The sequence below is a fragment of the Pedobacter polaris genome (assembly GCF_005116505.1).
Taxonomy (GTDB): domain Bacteria; phylum Bacteroidota; class Bacteroidia; order Sphingobacteriales; family Sphingobacteriaceae; genus Pedobacter; species Pedobacter polaris.
Genome location: NZ_SWBR01000003.1, coordinates 230177 through 254767 on the forward strand (window position 1 = coordinate 230177; position 24591 = coordinate 254767).

22 protein-coding genes are annotated in these 24591 nt (G+C 37.1%); 21 read left to right on the plus strand and 1 reads right to left on the minus strand.

The features are described from left to right. The first annotated feature begins 3 nt into the window (after positions 1 to 3). The 11 genes from kdpB to FA048_RS13080 all read left to right on the plus strand — a co-directional run bounded on the left by kdpB (position 4) and on the right by FA048_RS13080 (position 14719). A complete protein-coding gene (gene kdpB / locus FA048_RS13030) occupies positions 4 to 2034 on the plus strand; it encodes a potassium-transporting ATPase subunit KdpB (protein WP_136841694.1) in 2031 nt (676 codons plus the stop codon). Between the two features lie 104 nt (positions 2035 to 2138). Then, positions 2139 to 2702 carry a K(+)-transporting ATPase subunit C gene (locus FA048_RS13035; RefSeq protein ID WP_136841696.1) on the plus strand — a complete coding sequence of 188 codons (564 nt, stop codon included), beginning with the start codon at positions 2139 to 2141 and terminating at the stop codon, positions 2700 to 2702. A 97-nt stretch (positions 2703 to 2799) separates the two neighbouring features. Beyond that, on the plus strand, positions 2800 to 3870 hold the full coding sequence (locus FA048_RS13040) for a porin (RefSeq protein WP_136841699.1): 1071 nt from the start codon (positions 2800 to 2802) through the stop codon (positions 3868 to 3870). Positions 3871 to 3911: 41 nt separating this feature from the next. Further along, positions 3912 to 5039, plus strand: a complete 1128-nt coding sequence (locus tag FA048_RS13045; RefSeq protein ID WP_136841701.1) for a sensor protein KdpD — start codon at positions 3912 to 3914, stop codon at positions 5037 to 5039. 37 nt (positions 5040 to 5076) lie between these two features. Then, the gene (locus tag FA048_RS13050; RefSeq protein ID WP_136841703.1) at positions 5077 to 6825 is read left to right on the plus strand and encodes a HAMP domain-containing sensor histidine kinase; all 1749 of its coding nucleotides are present in this window, start codon (positions 5077 to 5079) and stop codon (positions 6823 to 6825) included. Between the two features lie 234 nt (positions 6826 to 7059). Continuing rightward, complete coding sequence (locus tag FA048_RS13055) at positions 7060 to 7677, plus strand: sigma-70 family RNA polymerase sigma factor (RefSeq protein ID WP_136841705.1); 618 nt, start codon at positions 7060 to 7062, stop codon at positions 7675 to 7677. A gap of 58 nt (positions 7678 to 7735) precedes the next feature. Further along, positions 7736 to 8704 carry a FecR family protein gene (locus FA048_RS13060; RefSeq protein WP_136841707.1) on the plus strand — a complete coding sequence of 323 codons (969 nt, stop codon included), beginning with the start codon at positions 7736 to 7738 and terminating at the stop codon, positions 8702 to 8704. 151 nt (positions 8705 to 8855) lie between these two features. After that, positions 8856 to 12188, plus strand: coding sequence for a TonB-dependent receptor (locus tag FA048_RS13065; protein WP_136841709.1), 3333 nt, complete (start codon positions 8856 to 8858; stop codon positions 12186 to 12188). A gap of 11 nt (positions 12189 to 12199) precedes the next feature. Further along, the gene (locus FA048_RS13070) at positions 12200 to 13006 is read left to right on the plus strand and encodes a hypothetical protein (RefSeq protein WP_136841710.1); all 807 of its coding nucleotides are present in this window, start codon (positions 12200 to 12202) and stop codon (positions 13004 to 13006) included. A 310-nt stretch (positions 13007 to 13316) separates the two neighbouring features. Continuing rightward, on the plus strand, positions 13317 to 13925 hold the full coding sequence (locus FA048_RS13075; protein WP_136841712.1) for a GDSL-type esterase/lipase family protein: 609 nt from the start codon (positions 13317 to 13319) through the stop codon (positions 13923 to 13925). 65 nt (positions 13926 to 13990) lie between these two features. Continuing rightward, positions 13991 to 14719, plus strand: a complete 729-nt coding sequence (locus tag FA048_RS13080; RefSeq protein WP_136841714.1) for an esterase family protein — start codon at positions 13991 to 13993, stop codon at positions 14717 to 14719. Between the two features lie 23 nt (positions 14720 to 14742). Here the strand turns inward: FA048_RS13080 and FA048_RS13085 are convergent, their stop codons facing one another. After that, positions 14743 to 15114: an RNA recognition motif domain-containing protein gene (locus FA048_RS13085; protein ID WP_136841716.1), complete on the minus strand. Its 372-nt coding sequence runs from the start codon at positions 15112 to 15114 to the stop codon at positions 14743 to 14745. A 360-nt stretch (positions 15115 to 15474) separates the two neighbouring features. On the opposite strand from FA048_RS13085, the gene FA048_RS13090 reads away from it, so the two are divergent. The 10 genes from FA048_RS13090 to FA048_RS13135 all read left to right on the plus strand — a co-directional run bounded on the left by FA048_RS13090 (position 15475) and on the right by FA048_RS13135 (position 24587). After that, the gene (locus FA048_RS13090) at positions 15475 to 16320 is read left to right on the plus strand and encodes a metallophosphoesterase family protein (protein WP_136841718.1); all 846 of its coding nucleotides are present in this window, start codon (positions 15475 to 15477) and stop codon (positions 16318 to 16320) included. A gap of 186 nt (positions 16321 to 16506) precedes the next feature. Then, positions 16507 to 17061: a hypothetical protein gene (locus tag FA048_RS13095; protein WP_136841720.1), complete on the plus strand. Its 555-nt coding sequence runs from the start codon at positions 16507 to 16509 to the stop codon at positions 17059 to 17061. Between the two features lie 137 nt (positions 17062 to 17198). Continuing rightward, entirely contained in the window at positions 17199 to 17696 is a 498-nt protein-coding gene (locus FA048_RS13100) for a cupin domain-containing protein (RefSeq protein WP_136841721.1), read from the plus strand. 132 nt (positions 17697 to 17828) lie between these two features. Then, a complete protein-coding gene (locus FA048_RS13105; protein WP_136841723.1) occupies positions 17829 to 18557 on the plus strand; it encodes an acyl-CoA desaturase in 729 nt (242 codons plus the stop codon). A gap of 219 nt (positions 18558 to 18776) precedes the next feature. Beyond that, positions 18777 to 19106, plus strand: coding sequence for a DUF1475 family protein (locus tag FA048_RS13110; protein ID WP_136841724.1), 330 nt, complete (start codon positions 18777 to 18779; stop codon positions 19104 to 19106). 50 nt (positions 19107 to 19156) lie between these two features. Beyond that, complete coding sequence (locus FA048_RS13115) at positions 19157 to 19951, plus strand: DUF1295 domain-containing protein (RefSeq protein ID WP_136841726.1); 795 nt, start codon at positions 19157 to 19159, stop codon at positions 19949 to 19951. An 81-nt stretch (positions 19952 to 20032) separates the two neighbouring features. Continuing rightward, positions 20033 to 21061 carry an SAM-dependent methyltransferase gene (locus FA048_RS13120; protein WP_136841728.1) on the plus strand — a complete coding sequence of 343 codons (1029 nt, stop codon included), beginning with the start codon at positions 20033 to 20035 and terminating at the stop codon, positions 21059 to 21061. A gap of 78 nt (positions 21062 to 21139) precedes the next feature. Beyond that, a complete protein-coding gene (locus tag FA048_RS13125) occupies positions 21140 to 22384 on the plus strand; it encodes an NAD(P)/FAD-dependent oxidoreductase (RefSeq protein ID WP_136841729.1) in 1245 nt (414 codons plus the stop codon). A 107-nt stretch (positions 22385 to 22491) separates the two neighbouring features. After that, on the plus strand, positions 22492 to 23340 hold the full coding sequence (locus FA048_RS13130; RefSeq protein ID WP_136841731.1) for a DUF1365 domain-containing protein: 849 nt from the start codon (positions 22492 to 22494) through the stop codon (positions 23338 to 23340). A gap of 80 nt (positions 23341 to 23420) precedes the next feature. Next, the gene (locus FA048_RS13135; protein ID WP_225872541.1) at positions 23421 to 24587 is read left to right on the plus strand and encodes an SAM-dependent methyltransferase; all 1167 of its coding nucleotides are present in this window, start codon (positions 23421 to 23423) and stop codon (positions 24585 to 24587) included. Positions 24588 to 24591 lie beyond the last annotated feature (4 nt).

The window sequence follows — 24591 nt, forward strand, 5'->3', positions numbered from 1 at the left end:
CAAATGAAAACTAATAATAAATTATTTGAGCCTGCTTTGGTGCAGACTGCATTGAAACAATCCTTTGTCAAGCTTGATCCTAGGGCGATGATCAAAAACCCAGTCATGTTTACCGTGGAGATCGGTACTTTGGTTATGGCCTATGTAACCATTTACTCGATCAGCAACCAAGGGCAGGGATCGCCAATATATAACTTTTTTATCTTTCTGATCCTGCTGTTAACTTTGCTATTTGCCAACTTTGCCGAGGCTATTGCAGAAGCAAGGGGCAAGGCGCAGGCAGATAGTCTGCGCAAGACCAGAGAGGAAACACCTGCAAAGGTAGTATTGGACAACGGAACAACAGAAGTACGTTCATCAAACTCGCTGAGTAAAGGCGATATATTTATTTGCGAAGCTGGTGATACCATTCCTACCGATGGAGAGATCATTGAAGGGATTGCTACTATCGACGAATCTGCTATCACTGGAGAATCAGCTCCCGTAATCAGGGAATCGGGTGGTGATAAATCATCAGTTACTGGGGGTACAAAAGTGCTTTCAGATCAGATAAAGGTAAAGGTTACTACCGAGCCAGGTGAGAGCTTTTTGGATAAGATGATTGCCCTTGTAGAAGGTGCTTCTCGTCAAAAAACACCTAACGAGATTGCCTTAACCATTCTTTTGGCCAGTTTTACATTGGTATTCATTATTGTATGCGTAACCTTAAAACCATTTGCAGATTATGCAAATACGCCGATCACAATTGCAGCGTTGATTTCTCTTTTTGTATGCCTCATCCCTACAACCATTGGCGGTTTGCTATCGGCTATTGGTATTGCAGGAATGGACAGGGCATTAAGAGCCAATGTGATTACAAAATCTGGTAAGGCTGTAGAAACAGCTGGAGATATAGATGTATTGCTGCTTGATAAAACCGGAACGATTACCATCGGTAACCGTAAGGCTACCAACTTCTACCCAACTGCTGGGGTGATCATCAAAAAGTTTACAGATGCATGCGTATTGAGTTCTTTATCTGATGAAACACCGGAGGGAAAATCGATCATTGAACTGGCCAAGGCAGATGGACGTACCGTACTCGAAATTGCACCTGTTGGAGCAGAATTTATCAAATTTACTGCGGAGACCCGTTCAAGCGGAATCAATACATCAGACGGAAGAAGGATTCGCAAAGGAGCTTTTGATTCGATCCGAAACATCGTGATTAACGCTGGGCATACTTTCCCAACGGATATAGAAGATCAAGTGAAACAGATTGCTTCTAACGGTGGAACCCCATTGGTAGTGTCTGAAAACGAAGAAGCTCTTGGCGTGATCGAACTACAAGATATCATTAAACCTGGCATAAGTGAACGTTTTGAACGCCTGCGCAAAATGGGTGTAAAAACAGTAATGGTTACGGGAGATAATCCTTTAACCGCCAAATATATTGCAGAAAAGGCTGGAGTAGATGATTTTATCGCCGAGGCCAAACCGGAGGATAAGATGAACTACATCAAGGATGAACAGGCGCTTGGTAAACTGGTTGCGATGATGGGCGATGGAACAAACGATGCCCCAGCTTTGGCACAAGCAGATGTTGGGGTAGCGATGAACAGCGGAACACAGGCAGCAAAAGAAGCTGGTAACATGGTTGATTTAGATAATGATCCTACCAAGCTTATCGAGATTGTGGAAATCGGGAAACAACTTTTAATCACCCGTGGTACACTAACTACATTCTCGATTGCTAATGATGTGGCAAAATATTTCGCCATTGTTCCGGCATTGTTCATTGCATCAATTCCTGCGTTGCAGAGCCTGAATATCATGGGATTAAATAGTCCAGAAAGCGCAATCATGTCTGCAGTTATCTTCAACGCAATCATCATTCCAATACTGATACCATTGGCACTAAAAGGTGTTGCCTACAAACCTATTGGCGCTACAGCACTGCTAAGAAGAAACCTTTTCATCTATGGCATAGGTGGCGTGGTAGCTCCTTTTATTGGTATCAAACTTATTGATTTAGTAGTGGGGCTATTTGTATAAATATTAATCTGTCACGTTGAGCTTGTCGAAACGCAATCTTAAATCCTTCAACAGGCTACCGATATAAAATCGGCACACGTCAGGATGACAAAAACTTTAAAAAAATGAAAAAATATATCATTCAATCCATCCGCCTAACATTGGTATTAATTGTATTGTTATGCGTTCTATATCCGCTCAGTATCGCACTAGCTGGAAAATTATCTGCTGGAAAAGGTGGAGGAGAAAAGATCACCAAAAATGGAAAAGTAGTAGGATATGCCTTATTGGGGCAGTCGTTTACTAAGCCAGAATATTTCTGGGGTCGCCCATCTGCCGTTGGCTACAATGCTGCAGGTTCGGCAGGTTCAAATAAAGGCCCGTCTAATGAGGATTATTTGAAAGGGGTTTCAAATCGTATCGACACCTTGTTAAAATATAATCCTACCATAAAACGATCAGATATCCCAGCAGATATGGTAACCGCATCGGGAAGTGGCCTTGATCCAAATATTTCTGAGCAGGGCGCTATCATCCAAATCAAAAGAATAGCAGCTATTCGTAAAATCGACGAACGCAAGATTGCCGAACTGGTTATAAAAAATACGCAGGGCCCTTTCCTTGGAATGTTCGGTCCAAGTTCGGTAAACGTATTGAAACTGAATATTGCACTTGATGAAATTAAATAAGCAATCCTTTATCTCTTGGGCAGGGAGGTAATTATGGGTCTGCCCAACAATAATAAATCAAAAATAAAAGGTACTAACAAGTAATAAAAAGAATAGTATGAAAAAACTACTAGTTACAGCACTAGCATTAACCACATCCATTTATGTAAATGCCCAAGAAGCACCTAAGCTAAAAGTAACGGGTTACCTTGAAACCTACTATGGATACGATTTCAACGAACCATCAAATAACAACAGACCTGGTTTTGTATATTCACATAACAGGCACAATGAGATAAATCTGAACCTTGGATTTATCAAAGCCGCTTATGATAGCGGTAAGATCAGAGCAAATATAGCACTGATGGCTGGTACCTATACCAATGCCAACCTTGCAGCAGAACCGGGGGTACTTAAGAATATATTTGAGGCCAACGCTGGGATCAGGTTGAGCGAAAAGCAGAACATCTGGGTAGATGCTGGTATTTTCTCTTCTCATATCGGTTTTGAAAGCGCAATCTCAAAGGACTGCTGGGTGTTAACAAGGAATATTTCTTCAGAAAATACACCCTATTACGAATCGGGAGCAAAGGTAACTTATGTTTCCCCAAAAGGACAGTTTACAGCAACACTCCTTTACTTGAACGGATGGCAACGAATCAATCGTTTAGATGGCAATAGTAAACCTGCAGGGGGAGTTCAGTTGACTTATAAACCTACTGAAAAATTAACTTTAAACTATAGTAACTACCTTGGAACAGAAGGTGCAAACGCTGTTCGTGTAACAAGATTTTATCATAATTTTTATGCAGTAGCACAGTTGACAGATGAATTCGGTTTAACCGCCGGATTTGACTATGCCACCCAACAAAAGGTAAAAGGACAATCGGCAAAGAACGAAATTATTTCTCCAGTATTGATTGCGCAATACAAGTTCGATCCAAAATTCGCTATTGCTGCAAGGGCAGAATATTATGAGGATAGGGATGGCATCTTTATCGCAACAGGAACCGAGAATGGTTTTGAAACAATGGGCTACTCTTTGAACCTTGATTATTCACCAATTAGTAATGCGGTACTAAGGTTAGAAGGCAAAGTATATGATAGTAAGGACAAAGTGTTTACCAGGAATTTAGGTTTAGTAAACCATAACGCAACGCTAACCGCAAGTATCGCAGTTTCGTTTTAAACAATAAAACAATTAATTTCATAAAGTAGGTAAGAAAGTTGATGGAGGAAAACAAAGAAGAATCGGTCCAAAAGTTTCTTGATTTAGTGAAAAAATCCAGAAGAGGCAAGCTGAAAATCTATATCGGTATGAGCCCTGGTGTGGGTAAAACCTATCGGATGCTTCAAGAAGCACATGCCCTACTGCGTGATGGAATTGATGTTTGTATCGGCTATGTAGAAACCCATAAACGTAATGAAACCGAAGCTTTGGTGGCCGGACTTCCCATGATCCCTAGAAAAAGCATTTTTTACAGAGCGAAATCTCTGGAGGAAATGGATGTTCAGGCAATCATCAACCGCCATCCAGAAATTGTGATCGTAGACGAACTTGCGCACACCAATGCAGAGGGTTCAAAGAACACCAAGCGCTGGCAGGACGTTTATGATATACTTGAAGCTGGCATTAGTGTAGTTTCAGCGGTGAATATCCAGCATTTGGAAAGCATCAATGAAGACGTGCAACGGATTACTGGGATTACCATTACTGAACGCATTCCCGATAAAATCCTGGAAATTGCTGATGAGATTGTAAATATCGACCTAACGGCAGATGAATTGTTGACTAGGCTCAGGGAAGGAAAGATTTATGATAAAAGCAAGATCGAGCAGGCATTGGGTAATTTTTTTAAATCAGAGAAAATTCTTCAATTGAGAGAGCTGGCACTAAAAGAGGTAGTGCATCAAGTAGAACGGAAGATCCATTTTGAAATCCCAAAATCGGTAAAATTAAGGCCTGAGAAATTTTTAGCTTGTATTTCTTCCAATGCGGCAACAGCTGGGGTGGTAATTAGAAAAACGGCTAGGTTGGCCTCTTATTATCATTCGCCGTGGATTGTGCTCTATGTACAAAGTGACAGCGAGAGTTTGGACAAGATCAAGCTCGACAAACAGCGCCATTTGATCAACCACTTCAAGCTAGCAACAGAACTTGGAGCAGAAGTGGTAAAAGTGAAGAGCAATAACATTACCCAAGCGATCATGGATATGGCGGCAGAACGGGAGATTACCACGATCTGTATTGGCAAGCCACACCTTAATATTTTTCAGGTGATCCTGCGAACGGCAATCTTTAACCAGCTGTTGCGAAACTTGGCGGCCAAGGAGATCGATATGGTCATTTTATCTTAAACTCATTAAACTAATTTTACTACTAAAATATAAAACCATGAAAATCAAGACCAAATTGCGTGCAGGATTCGGATTTCTGTTTGTCATTGTACTTGGCTTTGGGCTTATCGCCCTTTTTTTTCTTAACTCAATCTCTTCCAAGGCTAAACTGATCCTGAAGGATAACTACAAATCCATTGAGTTTGTTGCGCAGATGCGGAATGTACTTGATGGTGGTGACTATCCCTTTTCAAGAGCGAATGCTCAGATTTTTGAGCGGAACCTTGAGTTTGAAAATAACAATATCACAGAGCCTGGAGAGAAAGCCGCTGTCGAGCGTGTAGTAGAGGGTTATAAAAGGTTAAAAATTGCTAGTTCTTTCGATGCTATCAAGGCTGCGGAAAGAGAGATAAGGTTTGCACTTAGTGATATTGAGACTGTAAATATGAGGGCTATCAGCGATAAAAACGAATCGGCCAACAGAGAGTATTCACGTGCTGAAACCTCTATTGCCGTAGCTGCATCTTTCTGTTTTATAGTACTTTTCACCTTTGTGATCAACTTTCCAGGGTTTGTAGCCAATCCATTGTCCGAGTTTAGTCAGGCAATCCGGCAAGTGGGAAATGGAAACTACCTGCAACGGTTACATTTTAACAATAATGATGAGTTCACAGAGCTTGCAAGTTCCTTTAATTCGATGGCGAAAAAGCTGCACGAATGGGAAAACAGCAATCTTTCCAAGCTCAAAAGCGAAAAATCCAGAATTGAAGCGATCATCGCTCAAATGCAGGACGCAATTATAGGGGTGAATGAAAAAGGTGAAGTACTGTTTCTGAATCAATTAGCAGCTAAGCTTATCGGTGTTGATGAACAAACCACTATAGGCCAGAATGTCAGCGAGCTAATGCAGAAAAATGAACTGTTGAAGAATATAATTCAGCCGCAGGGCGATAACAGAACACTGAAGATCTATGCCGATGAACGTGAATCCTTCTTCCAGCTGGAAAGCAGGGAAATCATAGTGCCTAATATCGAAACCGATGACAATCAGGCCATCTCTTCTTCGAGCAGGTCGGCAGGGAATGTATATGTCTTAAAAAATGTGACCCAGTTCAAGGAGCTTGACCAGGCGAAGACAAATTTCATTGCCACGGTGTCCCATGAACTCAAAACCCCTCTTTCTTCCATTAAGATGAGCTTGAAGCTGTTAAAAGACATCAGGGTTGGTGAGATGAACGGAGAACAACTAGAGCTTTTGGAACATATCCAAGATGACAGCGATAGGCTATTGAAAATTACAAGTGAGCTTTTGGATCTTTCACAGGTGGAAAGCGGTAACCTTAAACTTAACTTTGCGCTCACAAGACCACAGGAAATCGTTCAGTTTGCTGTAGAAGCTGTGAAGTTTCAGGCCGAGCAAAAATTGATTGTGCTGGAGCTCAAGTGTGAGGCCAACCTTCCCGAAGTAAATGTTGATATCCAGAAGACGGCATGGGTACTTGTTAATTTTCTTTCCAATGCGCTAAGGTATAGCTCGGAGAAATCCAAAGTGGTGATCGAAGTAGTTTCAAAGCAGGGTTTTATCGAATTTTCGGTCAGAGATTTTGGTAAGGGAATAGAGGAAAAATATCAGAAACGACTCTTTGATCGGTACTTTCAAGTGCCAACAGATGGTCAGAATAAGTCGGGTTCAGGATTGGGGCTTGCCATTTCTAAAGATTTTATAGAGGCCGAACAAGGGAAAATCTGGGTGGAAAGTGCTTTAGGAGAGGGAAGCAGATTTTGTTTTACCTTACCAACTGCTTAGTCATATATGATTGAGCAAAATTGGTTCAATCAAAAATAAGTGCGCTAAGTATTCACTACTCTTTCTAAGATGGCTCATTGTTTTCTAACTAATGGTTGACCAATTGATTGATAATAGAAAGCTGAGAACGTTTTAGGGTTATAATAAACGCATTTTTATAAACATGCCACTTAGTTGTTGTTAACGGCAAATTAACATCGACGCCTTATCTTTGCCCGCAAATAACAGCGTGAAATGAAACATATAGGCGAACAAGATCTTTTAGGTTTAATCAGAGATTCTGATTATGCCGCCTTTGAAGAGCTTCATCGCCGCTATTATCAGCAGTTATTTCTTTTGGCTGCAAAAAAAATTGGAGACCAAGATGAAGCTTATGATTTGCTTCAAGAAATGTTCATAGAACTTTGGGAAAAGAGGGCTACTTTCTCGATTTCTAATCCATTGCAAAACTATTTGAAAAATAGACTTTGGTTTAAGCTCTCAGGCTATTTCAGAACTAGGGGGTTTAAGGAAAAACATTTTCGAAATTTTGTCGATTTCCTACAACAACAGCATACCACCACACCTTATATGGACGAAATGGAAATTCGTGAGGTGGACTTACAATATGAGGCAGTAATGGAGGTTATTAACCGAACCATAGCCGAAATGCCCGATAAGATGCGAGAGGTTTTTTTGCTAAGCCGCAACAACGAGCATACAATTGCTGAGATTGCCGAAAAGCTTGAAATTTCACCAAAAACCGTAAAAAACCAGATCAATATTGCGCTTAACCGTATCAGAAGGGCGGTTTCAGATCCATCTTTGTCGGCTTTAGAATTGTTAGCTTTAATCTGGTTAACAATAAGGTAACCAAAAGTTAACAATTAATTTCTGGGCCTTTCGCCCAAGTACTGCTTATTACTAGTGTATGCAGGAAAGAAAACAACTTACCGAACTTTTTCAAAGATATCAGCAGGGGCTGGTAACCGAAGAAGAAAAAACACTGATTGCCCGTTGGCTTGTTCAGTTAGAAGTGATGGGCGAACAGCTAAGCGCAGCACAGCTAGAGGCTAAATCCGAACTTTCAAAGTCCGATCTTAAAAATCGTTTCTTTCCAGTTTTAGCTCCTCAACCAAAGGTAGTTCGTTTACCATTATGGCTAAAAACAATTGCAGCAAGTCTGTTCATCGCAGTAGCACTGAGTAGCATATTTTATACAATTAATAAGCGTGGTAAACAGTTGGAGGAAGTGGCCTTTAAGCAGATTGTTACAAAGGTAGGCGAAATGAAAACCATTACCCTTACGGATGGGTCTAAGATTACACTGAATACCCAAAGTCGCTTACAATATCCAACAAACTTTAATGACCAAACACGGGAAGTTTATCTGGTTGGAGAAGCATTTTTCGACATTGCCCACAATACAAAAAAACCTTTCAAAGTACACACTGAAAGGTTAAATGTACAAGTGTTAGGTACATCATTTAATATTAGTGCTTATAAAGAAGACAAGGAGATTGCTGTGGCTGTAGCTACAGGAATGGTTGGTGTTACGTCTAAAAATGATAGCAAAGGCACAGCCTATCTGCTTCTTCCGGGTGAAGAGCTGATTTATCATAATGCGGGTGGCACAATCAATAAATCTAAAAGGGAAATAGCGGACATTGGTTCATGGGATAGAGGAAAGTTTGTTTTCGAAAATGAAACGCTAGCAAATATTACAAGGCGACTTCAACGCCATTATCAGGTTAAATTTTTCTTCAAAAATACATCGATAAGCCAAAAGCAGATTAGCTTAACCACAAGCAATCAAAATATTTCAATAGTAATGAAAGCAATGAGCATTGCAGGAGGATTCCACTATAGCATTAACGGAAATGAGATTACAGTTTGGTAAAAACAAAGGAATTAATTAATAAGGAGGACTAGCCTATGTAACACAATAGCTATTATATCAGAAAAAAAGAGCGAAAGTGCTGGAACACTCCCGCTCAAATAAGTTTTTCTGATCCATCATTTTTCAAGGACAATAAACCATTTAAAAAACCATGCACAATTCTACAAAAATTAATGTAATTAAACTGCTTTTAGCCATGACAAGATTTGCCTTTTTGGTAACGATAGTCTCCATAACTCTTACAGGGGTATTAATGGCGGCCGAGGTAAAGTCACAGGATATCAATAAGGTTAAGGTAACTCTCGCCTTAAAAAATAACACTCTTGCTGAACTGCTTAAAAATATCGAACACCAAACAAGTTTCACTTTTACCTTTGCTAAACAGATTGGTGATAAGAAACTAGATGCGTTCTTAATCAAAGAAAGATCTTTAGCAGATGTGCTAAAGGAATTAAGTTCTATTAAACGTTTAAAATTTACCCAACTTGGTAGCTTAATCGCGATTAGTGAATTGCCAGTGCCACCTAAGCCAGGTCGTATTTCTGGAAAGATAACAGATGAGATGGGCGGGGCACTGCCAGGTGCATCCATTAAGATCATAGAAACAGGAGCAGTAGTGCAAAGTGATCCAGATGGAAGCTATAGCATTAAACTTCAGCCAGGCACCTACACACTAGAGTTTAGCTATATTTCCTTTCAAACTCAACGTGTTACCGCTGTAGTTGTTACGGAAAATCAAAATACTTCATTGAATATTGCTTTAAAAATAGCTTCCAGTGGCTTGAAAGAAGTTGTTGTTACTTCTAGTTATAAAAAGGCATCTATAGCAAGTCTATATAAACTGCAACAAAACACCTCCAACCTTTCAGATGGAATTTCTGCCGAGCAAATTAGTGCTACTCCAGACAAGCATGTTGGTGAAACCTTAAAACGGATTACTGGAGTAAGCACAACCGATAACAGAAGGGTTGTGGTACGTGGTATTGCTGAACGCTATAACGTTTCACTTTTAAACGGAAGTACATTGCCTAGTACTAGTGTGCAACAACGAGATTTTGAATTTAACCTGATCCCTACAAATTTGGTAGAGAATATAGTTGTGGCCAAGTCTATGACTGCAGATATGCCTTATGGGTTTGCAGGTGGATTGATACAGATTACTACTAAATCGGTGCCTAATGAAAATTTTCTGTCTTTTAGTGCAGGAACTTCTTTTAACTCAATCACTACTGGAAAAGATTTTATGGGTTATGGCAGAGGAAAGTATGATTATTTTGGTTTTGATGATGGCGAGAGAAATCATTTTCCTGAAGGAATATTTAATCTTGGTGGGTTTGATCCTAGGTTACCAGATGCACAAAACAAAATAAAGGCCGCTCAAGTTGGCGAGCAGAATAAAAGAATTGGCGGAACGGAAAGATTGGGCACCAGAATTTTTAAGGCTATGCCTTCTCAAAACTACCAGGTTAGTATAGGCAGATCTTATGCGCTAGATAGTACAAGTAGAAAAAGAATTGGATTTGTAGCATCGGCAAGCTATCGTAATACCCAATCTAACGATGAAATTGCTAGCATGCGTAGAGGAGATTGGAGCCAACAACCAGCTAGGGGCGATGACCCAACCGATGTTAATACAGGAAATATATACGGTTTTAACACTACGATGGCTTTACTTGTAAATGGCGGTTTTAAAACGCCAAGTCATCAAATCAATACCTATAACCTGTACACTCGTATTTTTGACAATAGGTTTAGCAGGATTACAGGTTGGAGCCATGAAAGCCCTAAAAACGACAGCGACATGAAGTTTGCAGGTACAGCAGAAGATGATCGCCCTAAATTTACCGACCTGTTGCAAAACAAATTGAGTAGCACACATAAAATTGGAAAAGTAAAAATAGAATGGAGTGCAGCAAGAACCGTTTTGAAGTCGATAGAAAAAGATGCCGTATCAGCATCGATTAACACTCGCGAAATTGGCAACATGGCTCCATTTTCTTTTTATGTGCCAAATAGTTATTCAGATCCAGGTTTTGGCGCTGTACATCGTGATCAATATACTTTTAGAGAGCAAAATTTTGATGCAATTCTTAATGTATCTTATGATTTTAAAATTGGTAGCACCTCACATACGTTTAAAACTGGCGTAAACTACCTGAAAAAACATGCCGAATATAACTGGGGAATATTACCAATTAGTATCGGCTCCAAATCAACCATACCCATAGCCCAAATTCCAATCCAACAATGGGGAAATTACATGGATATGAGTGGACCAGGAAGTAACTTATTCTATTTTCCAGCTAATTATTCCTTAAATAAATTTGAGGCTGAAAGTGCCAATAAAGGTGGTTTTGTAATGATGGACCATAAGTTGTTTTCTAATTTGAGAATAGTTTATGGTTTAAGATCTGATTATTACAAGTTGGATACAGTAGTGAACGCTGCTAGTATATTAGGAGATAAAAATAGCAGATTGATATTTGCTGAAGAAAAAGATTGGCGTGTTATGCCATCTGCCAATATTACCTATAGCCCTGTTAAAGAACTGAATATAAGAGCCTCTTATGCTAAATCGGCAGTAAGGCCAGGTATGATGGAAAATTCTAGATTCTCTCGTTTCGATCCTGATTATGGTTCACAAGTAAAAAGCAGTGGTGTATCGAGTACCATTATAGATAATTATGATGCTAAGATAGAGTTGTTTCCAGGAGCTGGGGAATTATTATCAGTAGGCTATTTCTATAAATATTTAGACAAGCCGGCAGAATTTTACCGTTTAGACAGGGAAAATAATGGAGTGGGTTATATCAACATCACTAACTCTGATTGGGCAAAAGTAAAAGGATGGGAATTTGAGCTACGTAAAAGCCTCGGTTTTATTGCTGATAAAGTACCTTTCTTGGCCAATGTGTACTTGAGTGGTAACCTAACGCTCCAAAAATCAACAGTGAGAGCAAGAGAACTCCAAGTTAAGGTATTGGCAGATAACACAGACTCGCTATATTATACTTACATCAAACACCCTCGTGCCCTTTATGGTCAGGTACCCTTGCTTTACAACGCAGGGTTGCAATATGTGGGTAAAAAACTAGGGCTTAACTTAACCTATAATCATGCAGGCTATAAAACTTTTATTACAGCCAGTCAACCAAATTTGGTAGAATATGAAAGACCACGTTCTCAGTTTGATGCACAGATCAGCTACAAATTCCTAAAAGGCAAAATGGAATCGAAACTAAACATGAGTAACCTACTGAATGCCCCTTTTAGGCACTTTATAAATGACGGAAGTACTTTCGACATCATACCCGATGGAGTTGGGGAAGAATGGCAGGATAGGTTCAAATATAAATTCGGCTTCACAGAAAAATTTGAAGAAGGATATGTAGATCCAGCAACCAATAGACAAGTTGGCGACAGACAAAGTTCAACCCGCTACTTAGGTACCACATTTAGTTTATCCCTTACCTATAACCTTTAATTATCCAAATAATGAAAATATATAAAATACATTACCTATTGGTTCTTTGTTCCCTATTACTGTTGGCTAGTTGTGAAAAGGAAGGCGAAATTGTAGTGAAGAATGTGAAAGCACTGAAACCTTTTGACATGAGAGGATATGTAGTTGGCGATACCCTTGAACAATATTTTGATGGGAATAAAATTCGGGATTGCTATGGCAAAGTTACACTTGGATATGCAAAACCAGAGCTTGCTTTTACAAATGATGAATTGTTAATGCAGTTTAAAAATAAACGCACAAAAGAATTAGTGTACGAACAAAAATTCAGCATCAAAGACGCTGATAACGTAGTACCCAAATTTTTTTACGATGGCGTAAAATTGTCTGATAAATATGAATATCCTACTGCACAGGGTAATGACTATTTAGTTAATTTCTATTTTGATGCACCTAAAGGATTGGAAGCAATAGATATTGCTACAGATATATTGGAGTATTATTTTGATGCAAATAATCAATTGGTGATTGTTAACGTTACAAGCCTCCCCATTGCCACAGGTGTAAAACCAGGCAAATGGACGCCGTACTATACGCTTAAACCACCACCTACACTAAATCCTACGCAAGCGGGTACTGATTTTTATCCAGTCATTTCACTCAAAAATTCTAAAACAAAAAAGTATGTAATCAATAATAATGCTTATGAAAGCGCTATTCAGATGGAAATCCCAGATCAATGGACATCTCAAGGAAAAACACAAAGTATGCATATACAGGGAAAAATAAACTCACTCAAGGCCTATTACTTTGAGGTTAATGATTTAGTTCAATACTAATAATTAAGAAGAAAACCGGCAAGGTACAAAGCATCTATATTGCAAAAGGATAGCAGATACCAAGGTTATCTATATGAAGTTAATGACCTTACATAGCTTTTTCATTAAAGAGGATAAACCAAGTTGTTTCGCCATCTTATAAACTTAAGAATGGCATTAAAGAGGCGGGTGCTATAGCATCCGCCTTTTGTTAGTTAGTAATTTTGTTTTCGTATGTCGCTTAAATTAGGTTTTAGTTCCAGTGTTATATTAGATTTAACCTTAATTTAAGGTTGGAAAGAAAAATCATACTTATTTTTATAGCTATGTTATGTATTGGTACGAAGAAGAAGTAAGGTCTGTTGAATCTAAGTGTGCCAAGTTGGGGCATGTGGCTGATGTGCTTTTCTATGGCAGTTCAACCATCAGGTTATGGGATAACCTAGAGGAGGATTTCTTGCCACGCAGAGTGGTTAATCTCGGTTTTGGTGGTTCTACCTTAGCGAGTTGTGTTTGGTTCTTCGATCGTCTTATGAATGGTTTTGCTCCAAAGGCGCTGGTGGTATATGCTGGTGATAATGACCTTGGAGACGGGAGACACCCAGAAGAGATCCTGATTTTTTTTCAGCAGCTGATGGCCAAGTGTAGTCTGCGTTTTGGTGATATTCCTTGTTATTTTGTTTCGCTCAAACCTAGTCCAGCCCGGTGGCATATGGCCGAACAGTTTAAGTATACCAATAACCTTATCGAGAGCGAGATCATCAGGTGTGATACAAATTGGAGATTTATTAATCTTTTTAAAGGCATGTTAGATAGAAATGGGTTGCCATTTCAGGAAATGTATGCCGATGACGGATTACATCTTAGCACTACGGGCTATGTACTTTGGCGCCAGTTGATAGGAGATGCTTTAGCCGAAGCTTTTCCTGCCGTAGTATAAAATATCATCTTGTGTTAATCTCAAGGTAATAAGCTTCTTCTATATTTCGGCAAAGTTTCTATCTTATGAAAAGGGAATACCATAAATGGTTCAGCAATAGTCTTCAACGTGATATGGAACTGTTAGTCTTTGGTCATAGTGGAAAGGCAGTACTCTTTTTTCCTACCAGAATGGCCAGGTTCTATGACTATGAGAATTGGGGTGTGGTAGATGCGCTACGAGAGCAGATTGAATCAGGATCTCTTCAGCTTTTCTGTGTAGATAGTGTTGATGCAGAAAGTTTCTATAATAGAGATGAACATCCGGAAGTTCGGATTGCGAGACACCAGCAGTATGAAGGTTATCTGGTCAATGAGGTGGTGCAACTGATTTATAAGGTAAACGATGGTGGGTTTATTCAAACGGCAGGCTGTAGCATGGGAGCTTACCATGCAGTTAATATTGCAATGAAATATCCTTGGCTTTTCCGAAGAGCAGTTGGGCTAAGTGGGAGGTATGATTTAACCAGAAATTTTGGTGACTTTAGAGATCTTTTAGATGGGCATCATAATGAGGCTGTGTATTTCAGTATGCCCTTACAGTTTGTGCCAAATCTTGCAGATGGTTACCTGCTCTCAGAGCTTCAAGATTTGGAAGTGGTGCTTGCGGTTGGTCGTGAGGATCCTTTTCTTCAGGGCAATATCGAATTTAAAAGACTACTTAGCGAAAAGGAACTTCCTAGCCAGTTGCATATCTGGGAAGGCAATGCGCATAGGGCTGCTGATTGGAAACGGATGGCACCTATCTATTTTTGAGCAATAACAAATGCAAATTTTAATTAAGAAGATAGGGCTTGGTTTACTGGTTTGTGACCATGCTTACGTGGACGTTTCTTTTTAGCTATCGGCTTGTTATTTACTGATTTTTGATGAAATTGTCTGCTGATTGGCGATGGAGAAGGTGCCTCTTTTTCAGGAACCTTGTTTAATATTAGTTCTCGATCACCTATTTTGGTGCCACTCAGTGCTGCTATGGCATTCTCAGCTGATTCAGAATCTGCCATTTCAATAAAAGCATAACCCTTGGTTTTTTGGGTCTGTCTATCCCGCACAATCTTAATAGTCACAACCTCACCATAAATGGCAATCAACTGAACTAGTTCTATTTCTTGGAAGTGAAGAGGAAATCCTGCGATAAATACCTTAACCATGGAAAATGATAATGTGAATTGCAATACGAAGAAACAGCTTAAAAGCCGATCTATTTTTAACGAAATATTATGTTTAGGTTAAATTAAATAGGTTTCGGAGGCCTTTTTTATAAAACGCAATCTCATTCATTGCCTGTTTTCTGTTTTGAACCAAATAGTATAGGAAAGATTTAACCCTAAGTTAAATACCTTCAAATTAGCTAATGGCGAAATAGATGAGCTAGGTTTACTTAATTAATGCAGACACAAAAAACATAAAAATGCCCAGAAATCCATCTGAGTATTTACTTAAAATTAATCTAACGTTTATATTTGATTGTTGTTTTTGAGCTATCATTGTATATCTAAATCATTTTTTACATGGCAGATAGACGTTTTTTTATTAAGGGAAGTATTGCAGGTTTAGCTTTAGTAGGCCTCAATTCGATATCAAGAGCGGTTGAAACTACATCAGAACTCAATAATAAAGATAACAAAGAAAAGAAGAAACTGCGTTTTGCACTAGTATCTGATGGTCACTATGGGCAGCCTGGGACCGAGTATAAAAAATTTCATAAAGAAATGGTACAATGGCTCAATCAGGCACATGATTCTAACCCTTTGGATTTTGTGATCATCAACGGCGATTTAGTGCATGATAGACCAGAACTTTTGCAAGAAGTGAAAAAAGATTATTATGATCAGCTAAAAGTTCCATTTTATGCATTGCCGGGTAATCATGATCATGCTGACACCGCCTTATGGAAATCGGTTTTTGGTTATGAAGACAATTATTCTTTTGAAAAAAATGGCGTTGGTTTTGTGCTGGCAAATACTTCAAATAGTAAGGGAACCTATCTTTGCCCTGACAATTTATTTATGAAAAGGGAGCTAGAAAAGGTCAGTAAATTGAAAACTGTATTTGTAGTATTGCATATCCCGCCGCATTTGTGGGTGCCTGAAAACCCTTTTGTTGAATGCGCCGAAACAATTAAACTTTTGCACAGTTATACAAATGTAAAAGCTGTGTTTCATGGGCATGACCATAGCTTAGACTCTGTATTCTATACAGGAAAACTACCACATTTTTTTGATGCCCATATTGGTGGAAACTGGGGTACAGGCTATCGTGGCTATCGAATTGTAGAAATAGATCAAGCTGACAGTATTAGCACCTTTCAAGTAAATGCTAGTGGTAATCCGCTTCTCAATCAGACAAAGTTCTAGGATGTTCCAAGTTGAAATGTTGTGGTGAGTGATTGGAAGAGAGAACAGTAATGGTTAATCGGTTCTCCAAATTAATAGATAATTCATAAATATTGAACGATTTAAAATGAGTATCCATTTCGTTAAATTAAATATTTTAGATTAAAGAAATAATATTTTACCTTCAAGTCAAATAATTTTCCCAAAATGAAAAAAATCATCTTTACGTTAATTGCCTTTATTTTTTCAATAGCAGTGTATGCTCAAAAAATCTTACCAGAGATTAAAGTAGGTACTGTATTACATTGTAGTGCTTATGTTGAAGGCCAGGCATATCCTCTATTATTAACTATAAAAAGTATGTCAGGTCCAGTTTCTATTGCATGGGCTGTTAATGGTTATGGCGAGGGAACTTTTGAAATGACCGCAAAATCTTTAGAAAGCGGTAGTAAAGTTTATGTGCCTACCCAACCAGCTTCAGGGGCTACAAAATTATCAGATGAAGAAACTTTTGGAATAATTTCTAAAACGGCATACAAATCTTTAATTGATAAAAAAGCATTCCCTTACAGTGGAATTAATTTTAAAATTAAAGCGTCAGATTCAAGCCCAATGAAATTAGGTGGTAAAGAAGTAGATGCTACACATGTAGTTAGTGAAGATGGTAAAATGGAGCTATGGATATTAAATAATGCAGCTTTCCCTATTATCTTACAATCAGTAGGCTTAACTACAGACATTGTGGTGAGTGAGATAAAATAATTTAAAGATTTCTTGTAAAAATATAAAGCCCGAAAGGGCTTTTTTAATTTGTAACCCTTATTTTTACACCGTAAAAGTTAAGGATAATCAACAAACAATAATTAAACAAATTGTTGATGACCTTGATCAGTAAAAATATGGAAACTAAAAAAACAGAAATATTCGATACCGTAGCTCAGCGCTTAAATATAGAAGGTTTTAACATTGTAAACCGTGATGAAACTCGTCCATGGGGTGGTTTTTTTGTAATAGATGAAGCGCAAGCACAACAATTTGCAGATACTTATTTTGATGGTTTAGATGTTGATAGTCTAAAAATTGGTGGTAAATTAAGTCCGAAGATTTTAATTGTAGCCCCAAATACTCGCTTATCTTGGCAGTATCATCACCGCAGAGCAGAAATTTGGCAAGTAGTTTCTGGTACAGTTGGTATTAAAACTAGCCAAACAGACGAAGAAGGAGAGTTAAAAGAATATCATCCAACCAATCAAATCAAATTACAACAAGGTGAACGTCATCGTTTAATTGGTTTAAATGATTGGGGAGTTGTAGCTGAAATTTGGCAACATACTGATGCAGAAAACCCTTCTGATGAAAGCGACATTGTTCGTGTTCAAGACGATTTCGGTAGATAATTGTTAACCTTCACTTACTAGAAATCTGTTTGTCAGTAAATAGACAGATTTCTTAATTACACACTTTATTTTGTAACGGATTAAAACCTAATCACTCTAAAATTCGTTTATAAAGCACACACTTCCTAATACATGATCATTTTAATCTTCTTTATTGCCCATTGGTTTTTATCGCTATTTAGTCAAACATTTTTTCTGCACAGGTATTCATCGCATAAAATGTTTAAAATGGAGCCCTTCTGGGAAAAATTCTTTTATCTAATTTTACTTATTTCTCAAGGCTCATCTTTCTTAAATCCAAGAGCTTACGCTATTTTGCATAGGATGCACCATGCTTACAGCGACACGGAAAAAGACCCACATTCACCACATTTTTTTAAGGATGTTTTTGGGATGATGATTGCTACCAAAAATATGTATATGGACTATTTAAAATATAAAATAGAGCCAGAGCCTGCTTTTAGAGGCAACTATCCAGAGTGGCCATTAGTAGATAGAATTGGCGATTCATGGATTTGGAGAATTACTTGTGGTTTATTTTATATTGGTTTCTATATTGCATTTGCTGAATATTGGTGGATGTTTTTATTATTGCCGATTCACTTTTTAATGGGTCCATTACATGGTGCAATTGTTAATTGGTGTGGTCATAAATATGGTTATTCAAATCATGATAATGACGACCATAGCAAAAACTCTTTACCATGGGATTTCTTACTAATGGGAGAATTGTTTCAAAATAACCACCATAAAAAACCAAATAGCCCAAAATTCTCATCTAAGTGGTGGGAGTTTGATCCAACTTACCCAGTAATGAAGGTTTTACATTGGATGCATATCATTAGAATTAGAAAAGTATAAACTCAGCATTCTCTTCTGAATAGGATATTAAAAAGGTTGGTGTTTCATCAACCTTTTTTGTTTTCTAAAAACTCCGCTTACTCTTTTTTCGTTTATTGCAATAAGATAGTTAGCTAAACCTGATTGGAGGGGAAAGCTCCCGATTTTTCATCGGGACTTGTACCAAAAAGCAGGACTAACATAAATAGTAGCACTACCATTGCTTTTCAAAAAAAAGATATGATTACAACCTTAAAAGTCATTTTTTCTACCCTTTTAGTTTGGGTAACTTATATAGTTATTAGTACAAGCTTAGAAAATTCCTTGTTTAAAGAATGGGATTTTTTAGGCTCAATTCCTTGGATGAGAGCTACACTTTGGGATTTTTACGCTAACATTTTTATCATCACTCTGTGGATGTTTTACAAGGAGAAATCTATATTTCTTAAAATCGTTTGGGTAATTTTATTCGTATGTTTAGGGAGCATTGCAACTTGTGCTTATGTGTTGATTAAACTATTCAAACTTAAACCAGGAGAAGGTGTTAAAGAATTGGTTGGCAATAGGTAGGCTAAGGTTGTTTATCTTGATACTCGATACTAAATACTTTATACTTTAAAATGGATTACAAACATCTACTTTTCATTGCACTCCTCTCATTAATTGCTTGTTGTATCATTATGTTTTTGGTTTGGATTTGGGCGAAAAAAATCAAAAATGCTGGTGTTGTTGATGTCTTTTGGGCGCTCAATTTCCCTGTAATTACGGTTATCACTTTTTTACTGTCGGAAGGATTTGAGACGCGTAAAATTTTAATTAGTAGTATGTTTTTAATCGCAGAACTAAGATTAGGACTTCATCTTTGGCAACGTGTTATTGGTCATTTAGATGAGGAAGAAGGTAGATATGTGCAGTTAAGAAAAGAATGGGGAAACAAAGCCGATAGAAATTTTTTCTTTTTCTTTCAGTTTCAAGCCATATCAAATGTGTTATTAGCTATTCCGTTTTTTATCATCATGGCCAATCCAAATACTGAGATTTCTATTTTAGAATATATTGGTTTAGGTATTTGGGTAATTTCTTTTTTTGGAGAAATGATTGCGGATCATCAATTGGCAGTATTTAAAAAAGATACAAAAAATAAAGGCAAAGTTTGTGATACCGGATTGTGGTACTACAGTCGTCATCCTAATTATTTCTTCGAGTGGTTAACATGGATGTCGTATTTCATTTTCGCATTAGCGACTCCTTGGGGCGTTTTGGCAATCATCAGCCCTGCTATAATTTTATATTTATTACTAAAGGTTACAGGTGTGCCTAATAACGAAGAACAAAACTTACGCAGCAAGCCTGTAGCTTATAAAAGATATCAAGAAACAACAAATGCTTTTTTTCCATGGTGGAAAAAAGGTTAAAGGTTACGAGTTAAAGGTTATGCGTCAAGTTGTATATCCAACTACAGAATTCGCAGCTCGAACTCACAAGTAAAATTCCATATGTGGTACGATAAATTGATAGAAAACGATAAACTTCCAGATCCAATTTTAAGAGCTGGGATTAGAAAACTGCTAAAACAACGCATAACAGATGAAACCGTAGGTGATGAAGAACTACAACAGCGAAAATTTATCACTTTGGTTAATGAACTGAAAGTATCTCCAATTGCTGTAAACACTAAAGATGCCAATGAGCAGCATTATGAATTGCCAACTGAGTTTTTCCAATTTTGTCTAGGTAAAAACTTAAAATATAGCAGTGGATATTGGAAACCGGGTGTAAAAAACATTGATACTGCTGAGGATGATATGTTGGCTCTGACTTGTAAAAGAGCTGATTTACAAAGCGGACAAAATGTTTTAGAATTAGGATGTGGCTGGGGTTCATTGTCGCTATATATGTCGGCAAAATTTCCAGAAAGTAGGTTTACAGTTGTTTCTAATTCTGCTACACAAAAGATTTTTATAGATGAAACTGCAAAACAAAGAGGCATAGAAAACCTAACTGTTTTGACAGCAGATATGAATAATTTCACTATTGCAGATATTTTTGATCGAGTAGTATCAGTAGAAATGTTTGAGCACATGCGTAACTATAAACTATTGTTGGCCAAAGTTTCATCATTTTTAAAATCTGAGGGAAAATTATTTGTTCATATTTTTACACATAAAACTTTAGCCTATAAATATGAGGTTATTGATGAAAGTGATTGGATGAGTAAATACTTTTTTACTGGCGGAATAATGCCCTCAAACCATTTATTTTTCTACTTTAACGACGATTTAAAAATCACTAATCATTGGGTGGTAAATGGAACTAACTATGGTAAAACTTCTGAAGCTTGGTTAAGCAATATGGATAAGCATAAGAAAGAAATTATGCCAATTTTAGAGAATACCTATGGCAATGGGCAAGCTGTAAAATGGTGGGTTTATTGGCGTTTGTTCTATATGTCTTGTGCCGAATTATTCAATTACAATAAAGGCAACGAGTGGATGGTTTGTCACTATCTTTTTGAAAAGAAGTAGTTTTTGTCATTCCGAGTTTACGAGGAATCTTATTAAGAGATTCTTCCTTCCTCAGAATGACAAACTTTAAATAAATATATGTTGAAGTTAGCAATAATAGGAACTGGAATAGCAGGAATGGGTTGTGGACATTTCCTCCACAAGAAATACGATATTACACTTTTTGAAGAGCTCAATTACATTGGAGGACATACAAATACGGCTACTGTTGAAGAAGATGGAAAACCTGTTTATATAGACACGGGTTTTATGGTTTTTAACTATCAGACTTATCCAAATTTGTGTGAATTGTTTAAAGAAATCGATGCCCCAGTTAAAAAAACTGATATGTCTTTTAGTGTGCAATACTTGCCTAGTGGATTAGAGTATTCGGGCTCAAGTATGAAACATCTTTTTGCGCAAAAACGGAATATTTTTAACCCTTCTTTTTTAAAAATGTTGATGCAGATTAATCGTTTCAACAAAGAAAGTGTAGCCATTTTAGATGACCCAAAATATGCGAATTATTCTCTCGGTCAATATGTTAAGGAGTTCGGTTATGCCAAAGATATGGTTTGGAAATACCTCATTCCTATGAGCTCTGCAGTTTGGTCAACCCCAATGGAACAAATTTTAGATTTTCCGGCAGTATCTTTAATTCGTTTCTTTAAAAATCATGGTTTTTTAGGATTGGATACACAACATCAATGGTTTACATTGCATAATGGAAGTCAGGCTTACCGTGAAAAATTGATAGAGCCGTTTAGAAATCAGATTAGGATCAATACCGAAATTGTAAGTGTTTTGCGATTGGAAAGTAACAAAGTTTTAGTAACAACTTCACAAGGAGTGGAATTAGAATTTGACAAAGTGATCATTGCAACCCATGCCAATCAAGCCTATCAAATTGTAAAGCATAAAACTGAAGACGAAGAACAATTGCTTTCCAAATTTAAATACCAACCTAATACAGCTATTCTGCATACAGATAAAAATCAAATGCCAAAGAAAAAATTAGCTTGGAGCAGTTGGAATTACAGGGTAGAAAAGCAAGGTGATGTTTTGGTGCCAAGTACCATTTACTGGATGAACAAATTACAAGGTGTTTCAGATAAGGTTGACTATTTTGTATCCATCAATCCCTCAGCTACGCTTAATAAGAGCAAAATAATTAGGGAAATTGCATATGAACATCCCTTGTTTGATGTGCCGGCAATGCAAGCACAAGAAGAATTATATAAACTAAATGAAACTGGGCCAGTTTATTACTGTGGTAGCTATTTTAAATATGGATTTCATGAAGATGCATATAAAAGTGCGGTGAATTTATGTAAATTACTGTAATGCGTAATTGCAGAGCTTGCTCCGATTTATCGGAGAAGAATGACGAAACAATCTATTTAGCAAGAAAGATTGCTTCACTGCACTCGCAATGACGACTAGACAAAAAAATGAACATAACTTCATTCATATATTCCGCCAAAGTAATGCATCATAGGTTAGCACCTAAGAAGCACAGTTTCTGGTACAATGTATATATGTTCTATATCGATTTAGATGAGTTGGAAACTCTAGATAAAAAACTTCGTTGGTTCAGTTATAACAAGTTTAATTTATTCAGTTTTAGAGATAAAGACCATATAGAGTTAGAACGGAAAACTGGAAGTGGAAAGACTAAAACTCTAACTTCTCAAATCTCAAAACCCACAATTCAAAACTCAATAAAACAGCAAATCACAACTTACTTAAAATCTCACAATGTGGAGATTGGCAATGGTAAAATCAAGTTGCTCACTAATTTATCTGTACTTGGGTATAACTTCAACCCTGTTTCTTTTTATTTCTGTTTTGATGAAAATAATTTTCCGCTTTGCGCAGTGGTTGAGATTAGTAATACTTACCATGAAATGAAAATGTTCTTTTTTGGTAAGGATGAATTGGATGGAAATACTTTCAGGCAGAGAACTCAAAAACACTTCTATGTATCTCCATTTATAGATCTAGACAGTTTTTTCGATTTTAACCTTGTAATTCCGACAGAAAAATTGGAAATTAAGATTGATGATTATGATAAAGATGGGGAGCGATTTTTTATCAGCACTTTAAAAGGAGAGCAAAAAGCATTATCAAATGCAAATATGTTGCGCTATTTCTTTGCTATTCCTATGATACCCTTAAGAGTGATGGGTCTAATTCATTGGCAAGCATTTAAATTATGGTTAAAGAAAATAAACTATCATCCAAAAGCGGCAAACCAACATTTACAAAAAGACGTATATAAACCTTATAAAAACAATTAGTAGTAAATATGTCATCTCTCTCTCTAACAAAATTGAAATCAAGCTTTTATGAAAATATAGTTATAAATGCACTTTGTAAAATGAACAAAGGCTTTTTGACCTTGACTTTGCCTAGTGGAGAAAATTTGCAAATAGGTAATCCAACTTCAAAATACAGAGCTAATTTGGAAGTTAAAAATGTAGGTTTTTTTAAGTGTGTGATTTTATATGGAGATATTGGTTTTGGTGAAGCTTATGTTAATGGTCTTTGGGAAACAGATAGTATTACCAATTTAATTAAATGGATTATCCTGAATATCGATAATGCACCCTTAGTTTCTGGAAGTAAAGTGAAATCTTTAGGATTAAATTTATTTAAATGGTTCAATAGAATTTACCATAATAATCGTTCAAATAGCATTACAGGATCACAGAAGAACATTGCAGAACACTACGATTTAAACAATGATTTCTTTGCAACTTTCTTAGACCAATCAATGACCTATTCTGCTGCTTATTTTAAAACACCAGATTTAACATTAGCCGAAGCACAAGATGAAAAATACCGTCGCCTTTGTGAGCAATTAAAGTTAAAAGCTACTGACCACGTTTTAGAAATTGGAAGTGGTTGGGGTGCAAATGCTATTTTTATGGCTAAAAATTATGGTTGTAGGGTAACTACAGTAACCATTTCAAAAGAGCAACAAAAACTCGGACAAGAGCGAGTTGCAGCTGCAGGATTATCAGACAAAATCGAAATCATCATTAAAGACTATAGAAACATTGAAGGACAATTTGATAAAATTGTTTCAATAGAAATGTTAGAGGCAGTTGGACATAATTATTTAGAAACTTATTTTACTAAATGTGCTGAGGTTTTAAAACCTCACGGGATTTTAGCTTTTCAAGTAATCACAAGTCCAGATAGTAGATATGAAAGTTTACGTACTGGCGTAGATTGGATACAAAAACATATCTTCCCAGGTTCTTTATTACCATCTGTTGCGGTAATCAATAAAGCTATAAACAATAGCAGCGAATTAACATTAGTAGATTTAAAAGATTTGGGCTTAGATTATGCTAGAACTTTAAAGCTATGGTTTATCGAATTTAACAATAAACTAAATGAAGTAGAAGCTTTAGGTTTCGATGAACATTTTATTCGTAAGTGGAATTACTACTTAAACTATTGCGAAGCAGCTTTTGAAATGCGAAATATCAATGTGATGCAAATGGTTTACACTAGGCCAAATAATACGGAGAGATAATATA

Excerpts from the sequence above, each read along its gene's own strand:
- kdpB (WP_136841694.1), top strand. The coding sequence starts at position 4 with ATGAAAACTAATAATAAATTATTTGAGCCTGCTTTGGTGCAGACTGCA.
- FA048_RS13035 (WP_136841696.1), top strand. The coding sequence starts at position 2,139 with ATGAAAAAATATATCATTCAATCCATCCGCCTAACATTGGTATTAATT.
- FA048_RS13040 (WP_136841699.1), top strand. The coding sequence starts at position 2,800 with ATGAAAAAACTACTAGTTACAGCACTAGCATTAACCACATCCATTTAT.
- FA048_RS13045 (WP_136841701.1), top strand. The coding sequence starts at position 3,912 with ATGGAGGAAAACAAAGAAGAATCGGTCCAAAAGTTTCTTGATTTAGTG.
- FA048_RS13050 (WP_136841703.1), top strand. The coding sequence starts at position 5,077 with ATGAAAATCAAGACCAAATTGCGTGCAGGATTCGGATTTCTGTTTGTC.
- FA048_RS13055 (WP_136841705.1), top strand. The coding sequence starts at position 7,060 with ATGAAACATATAGGCGAACAAGATCTTTTAGGTTTAATCAGAGATTCT.
- FA048_RS13060 (WP_136841707.1), top strand. The coding sequence starts at position 7,736 with ATGCAGGAAAGAAAACAACTTACCGAACTTTTTCAAAGATATCAGCAG.
- FA048_RS13065 (WP_136841709.1), top strand. The coding sequence starts at position 8,856 with ATGCACAATTCTACAAAAATTAATGTAATTAAACTGCTTTTAGCCATG.
- FA048_RS13070 (WP_136841710.1), top strand. The coding sequence starts at position 12,200 with ATGAAAATATATAAAATACATTACCTATTGGTTCTTTGTTCCCTATTA.
- FA048_RS13075 (WP_136841712.1), top strand. The coding sequence starts at position 13,317 with ATGTATTGGTACGAAGAAGAAGTAAGGTCTGTTGAATCTAAGTGTGCC.
- FA048_RS13080 (WP_136841714.1), top strand. The coding sequence starts at position 13,991 with ATGAAAAGGGAATACCATAAATGGTTCAGCAATAGTCTTCAACGTGAT.
- FA048_RS13085 (WP_136841716.1), bottom strand. The coding sequence starts at position 15,114 with ATGGTTAAGGTATTTATCGCAGGATTTCCTCTTCACTTCCAAGAAATA.
- FA048_RS13090 (WP_136841718.1), top strand. The coding sequence starts at position 15,475 with ATGGCAGATAGACGTTTTTTTATTAAGGGAAGTATTGCAGGTTTAGCT.
- FA048_RS13095 (WP_136841720.1), top strand. The coding sequence starts at position 16,507 with ATGAAAAAAATCATCTTTACGTTAATTGCCTTTATTTTTTCAATAGCA.
- FA048_RS13100 (WP_136841721.1), top strand. The coding sequence starts at position 17,199 with ATGGAAACTAAAAAAACAGAAATATTCGATACCGTAGCTCAGCGCTTA.
- FA048_RS13105 (WP_136841723.1), top strand. The coding sequence starts at position 17,829 with ATGATCATTTTAATCTTCTTTATTGCCCATTGGTTTTTATCGCTATTT.
- FA048_RS13110 (WP_136841724.1), top strand. The coding sequence starts at position 18,777 with ATGATTACAACCTTAAAAGTCATTTTTTCTACCCTTTTAGTTTGGGTA.
- FA048_RS13115 (WP_136841726.1), top strand. The coding sequence starts at position 19,157 with ATGGATTACAAACATCTACTTTTCATTGCACTCCTCTCATTAATTGCT.
- FA048_RS13120 (WP_136841728.1), top strand. The coding sequence starts at position 20,033 with ATGTGGTACGATAAATTGATAGAAAACGATAAACTTCCAGATCCAATT.
- FA048_RS13125 (WP_136841729.1), top strand. The coding sequence starts at position 21,140 with ATGTTGAAGTTAGCAATAATAGGAACTGGAATAGCAGGAATGGGTTGT.
- FA048_RS13130 (WP_136841731.1), top strand. The coding sequence starts at position 22,492 with ATGAACATAACTTCATTCATATATTCCGCCAAAGTAATGCATCATAGG.
- FA048_RS13135 (WP_225872541.1), top strand. The coding sequence starts at position 23,421 with ATGAACAAAGGCTTTTTGACCTTGACTTTGCCTAGTGGAGAAAATTTG.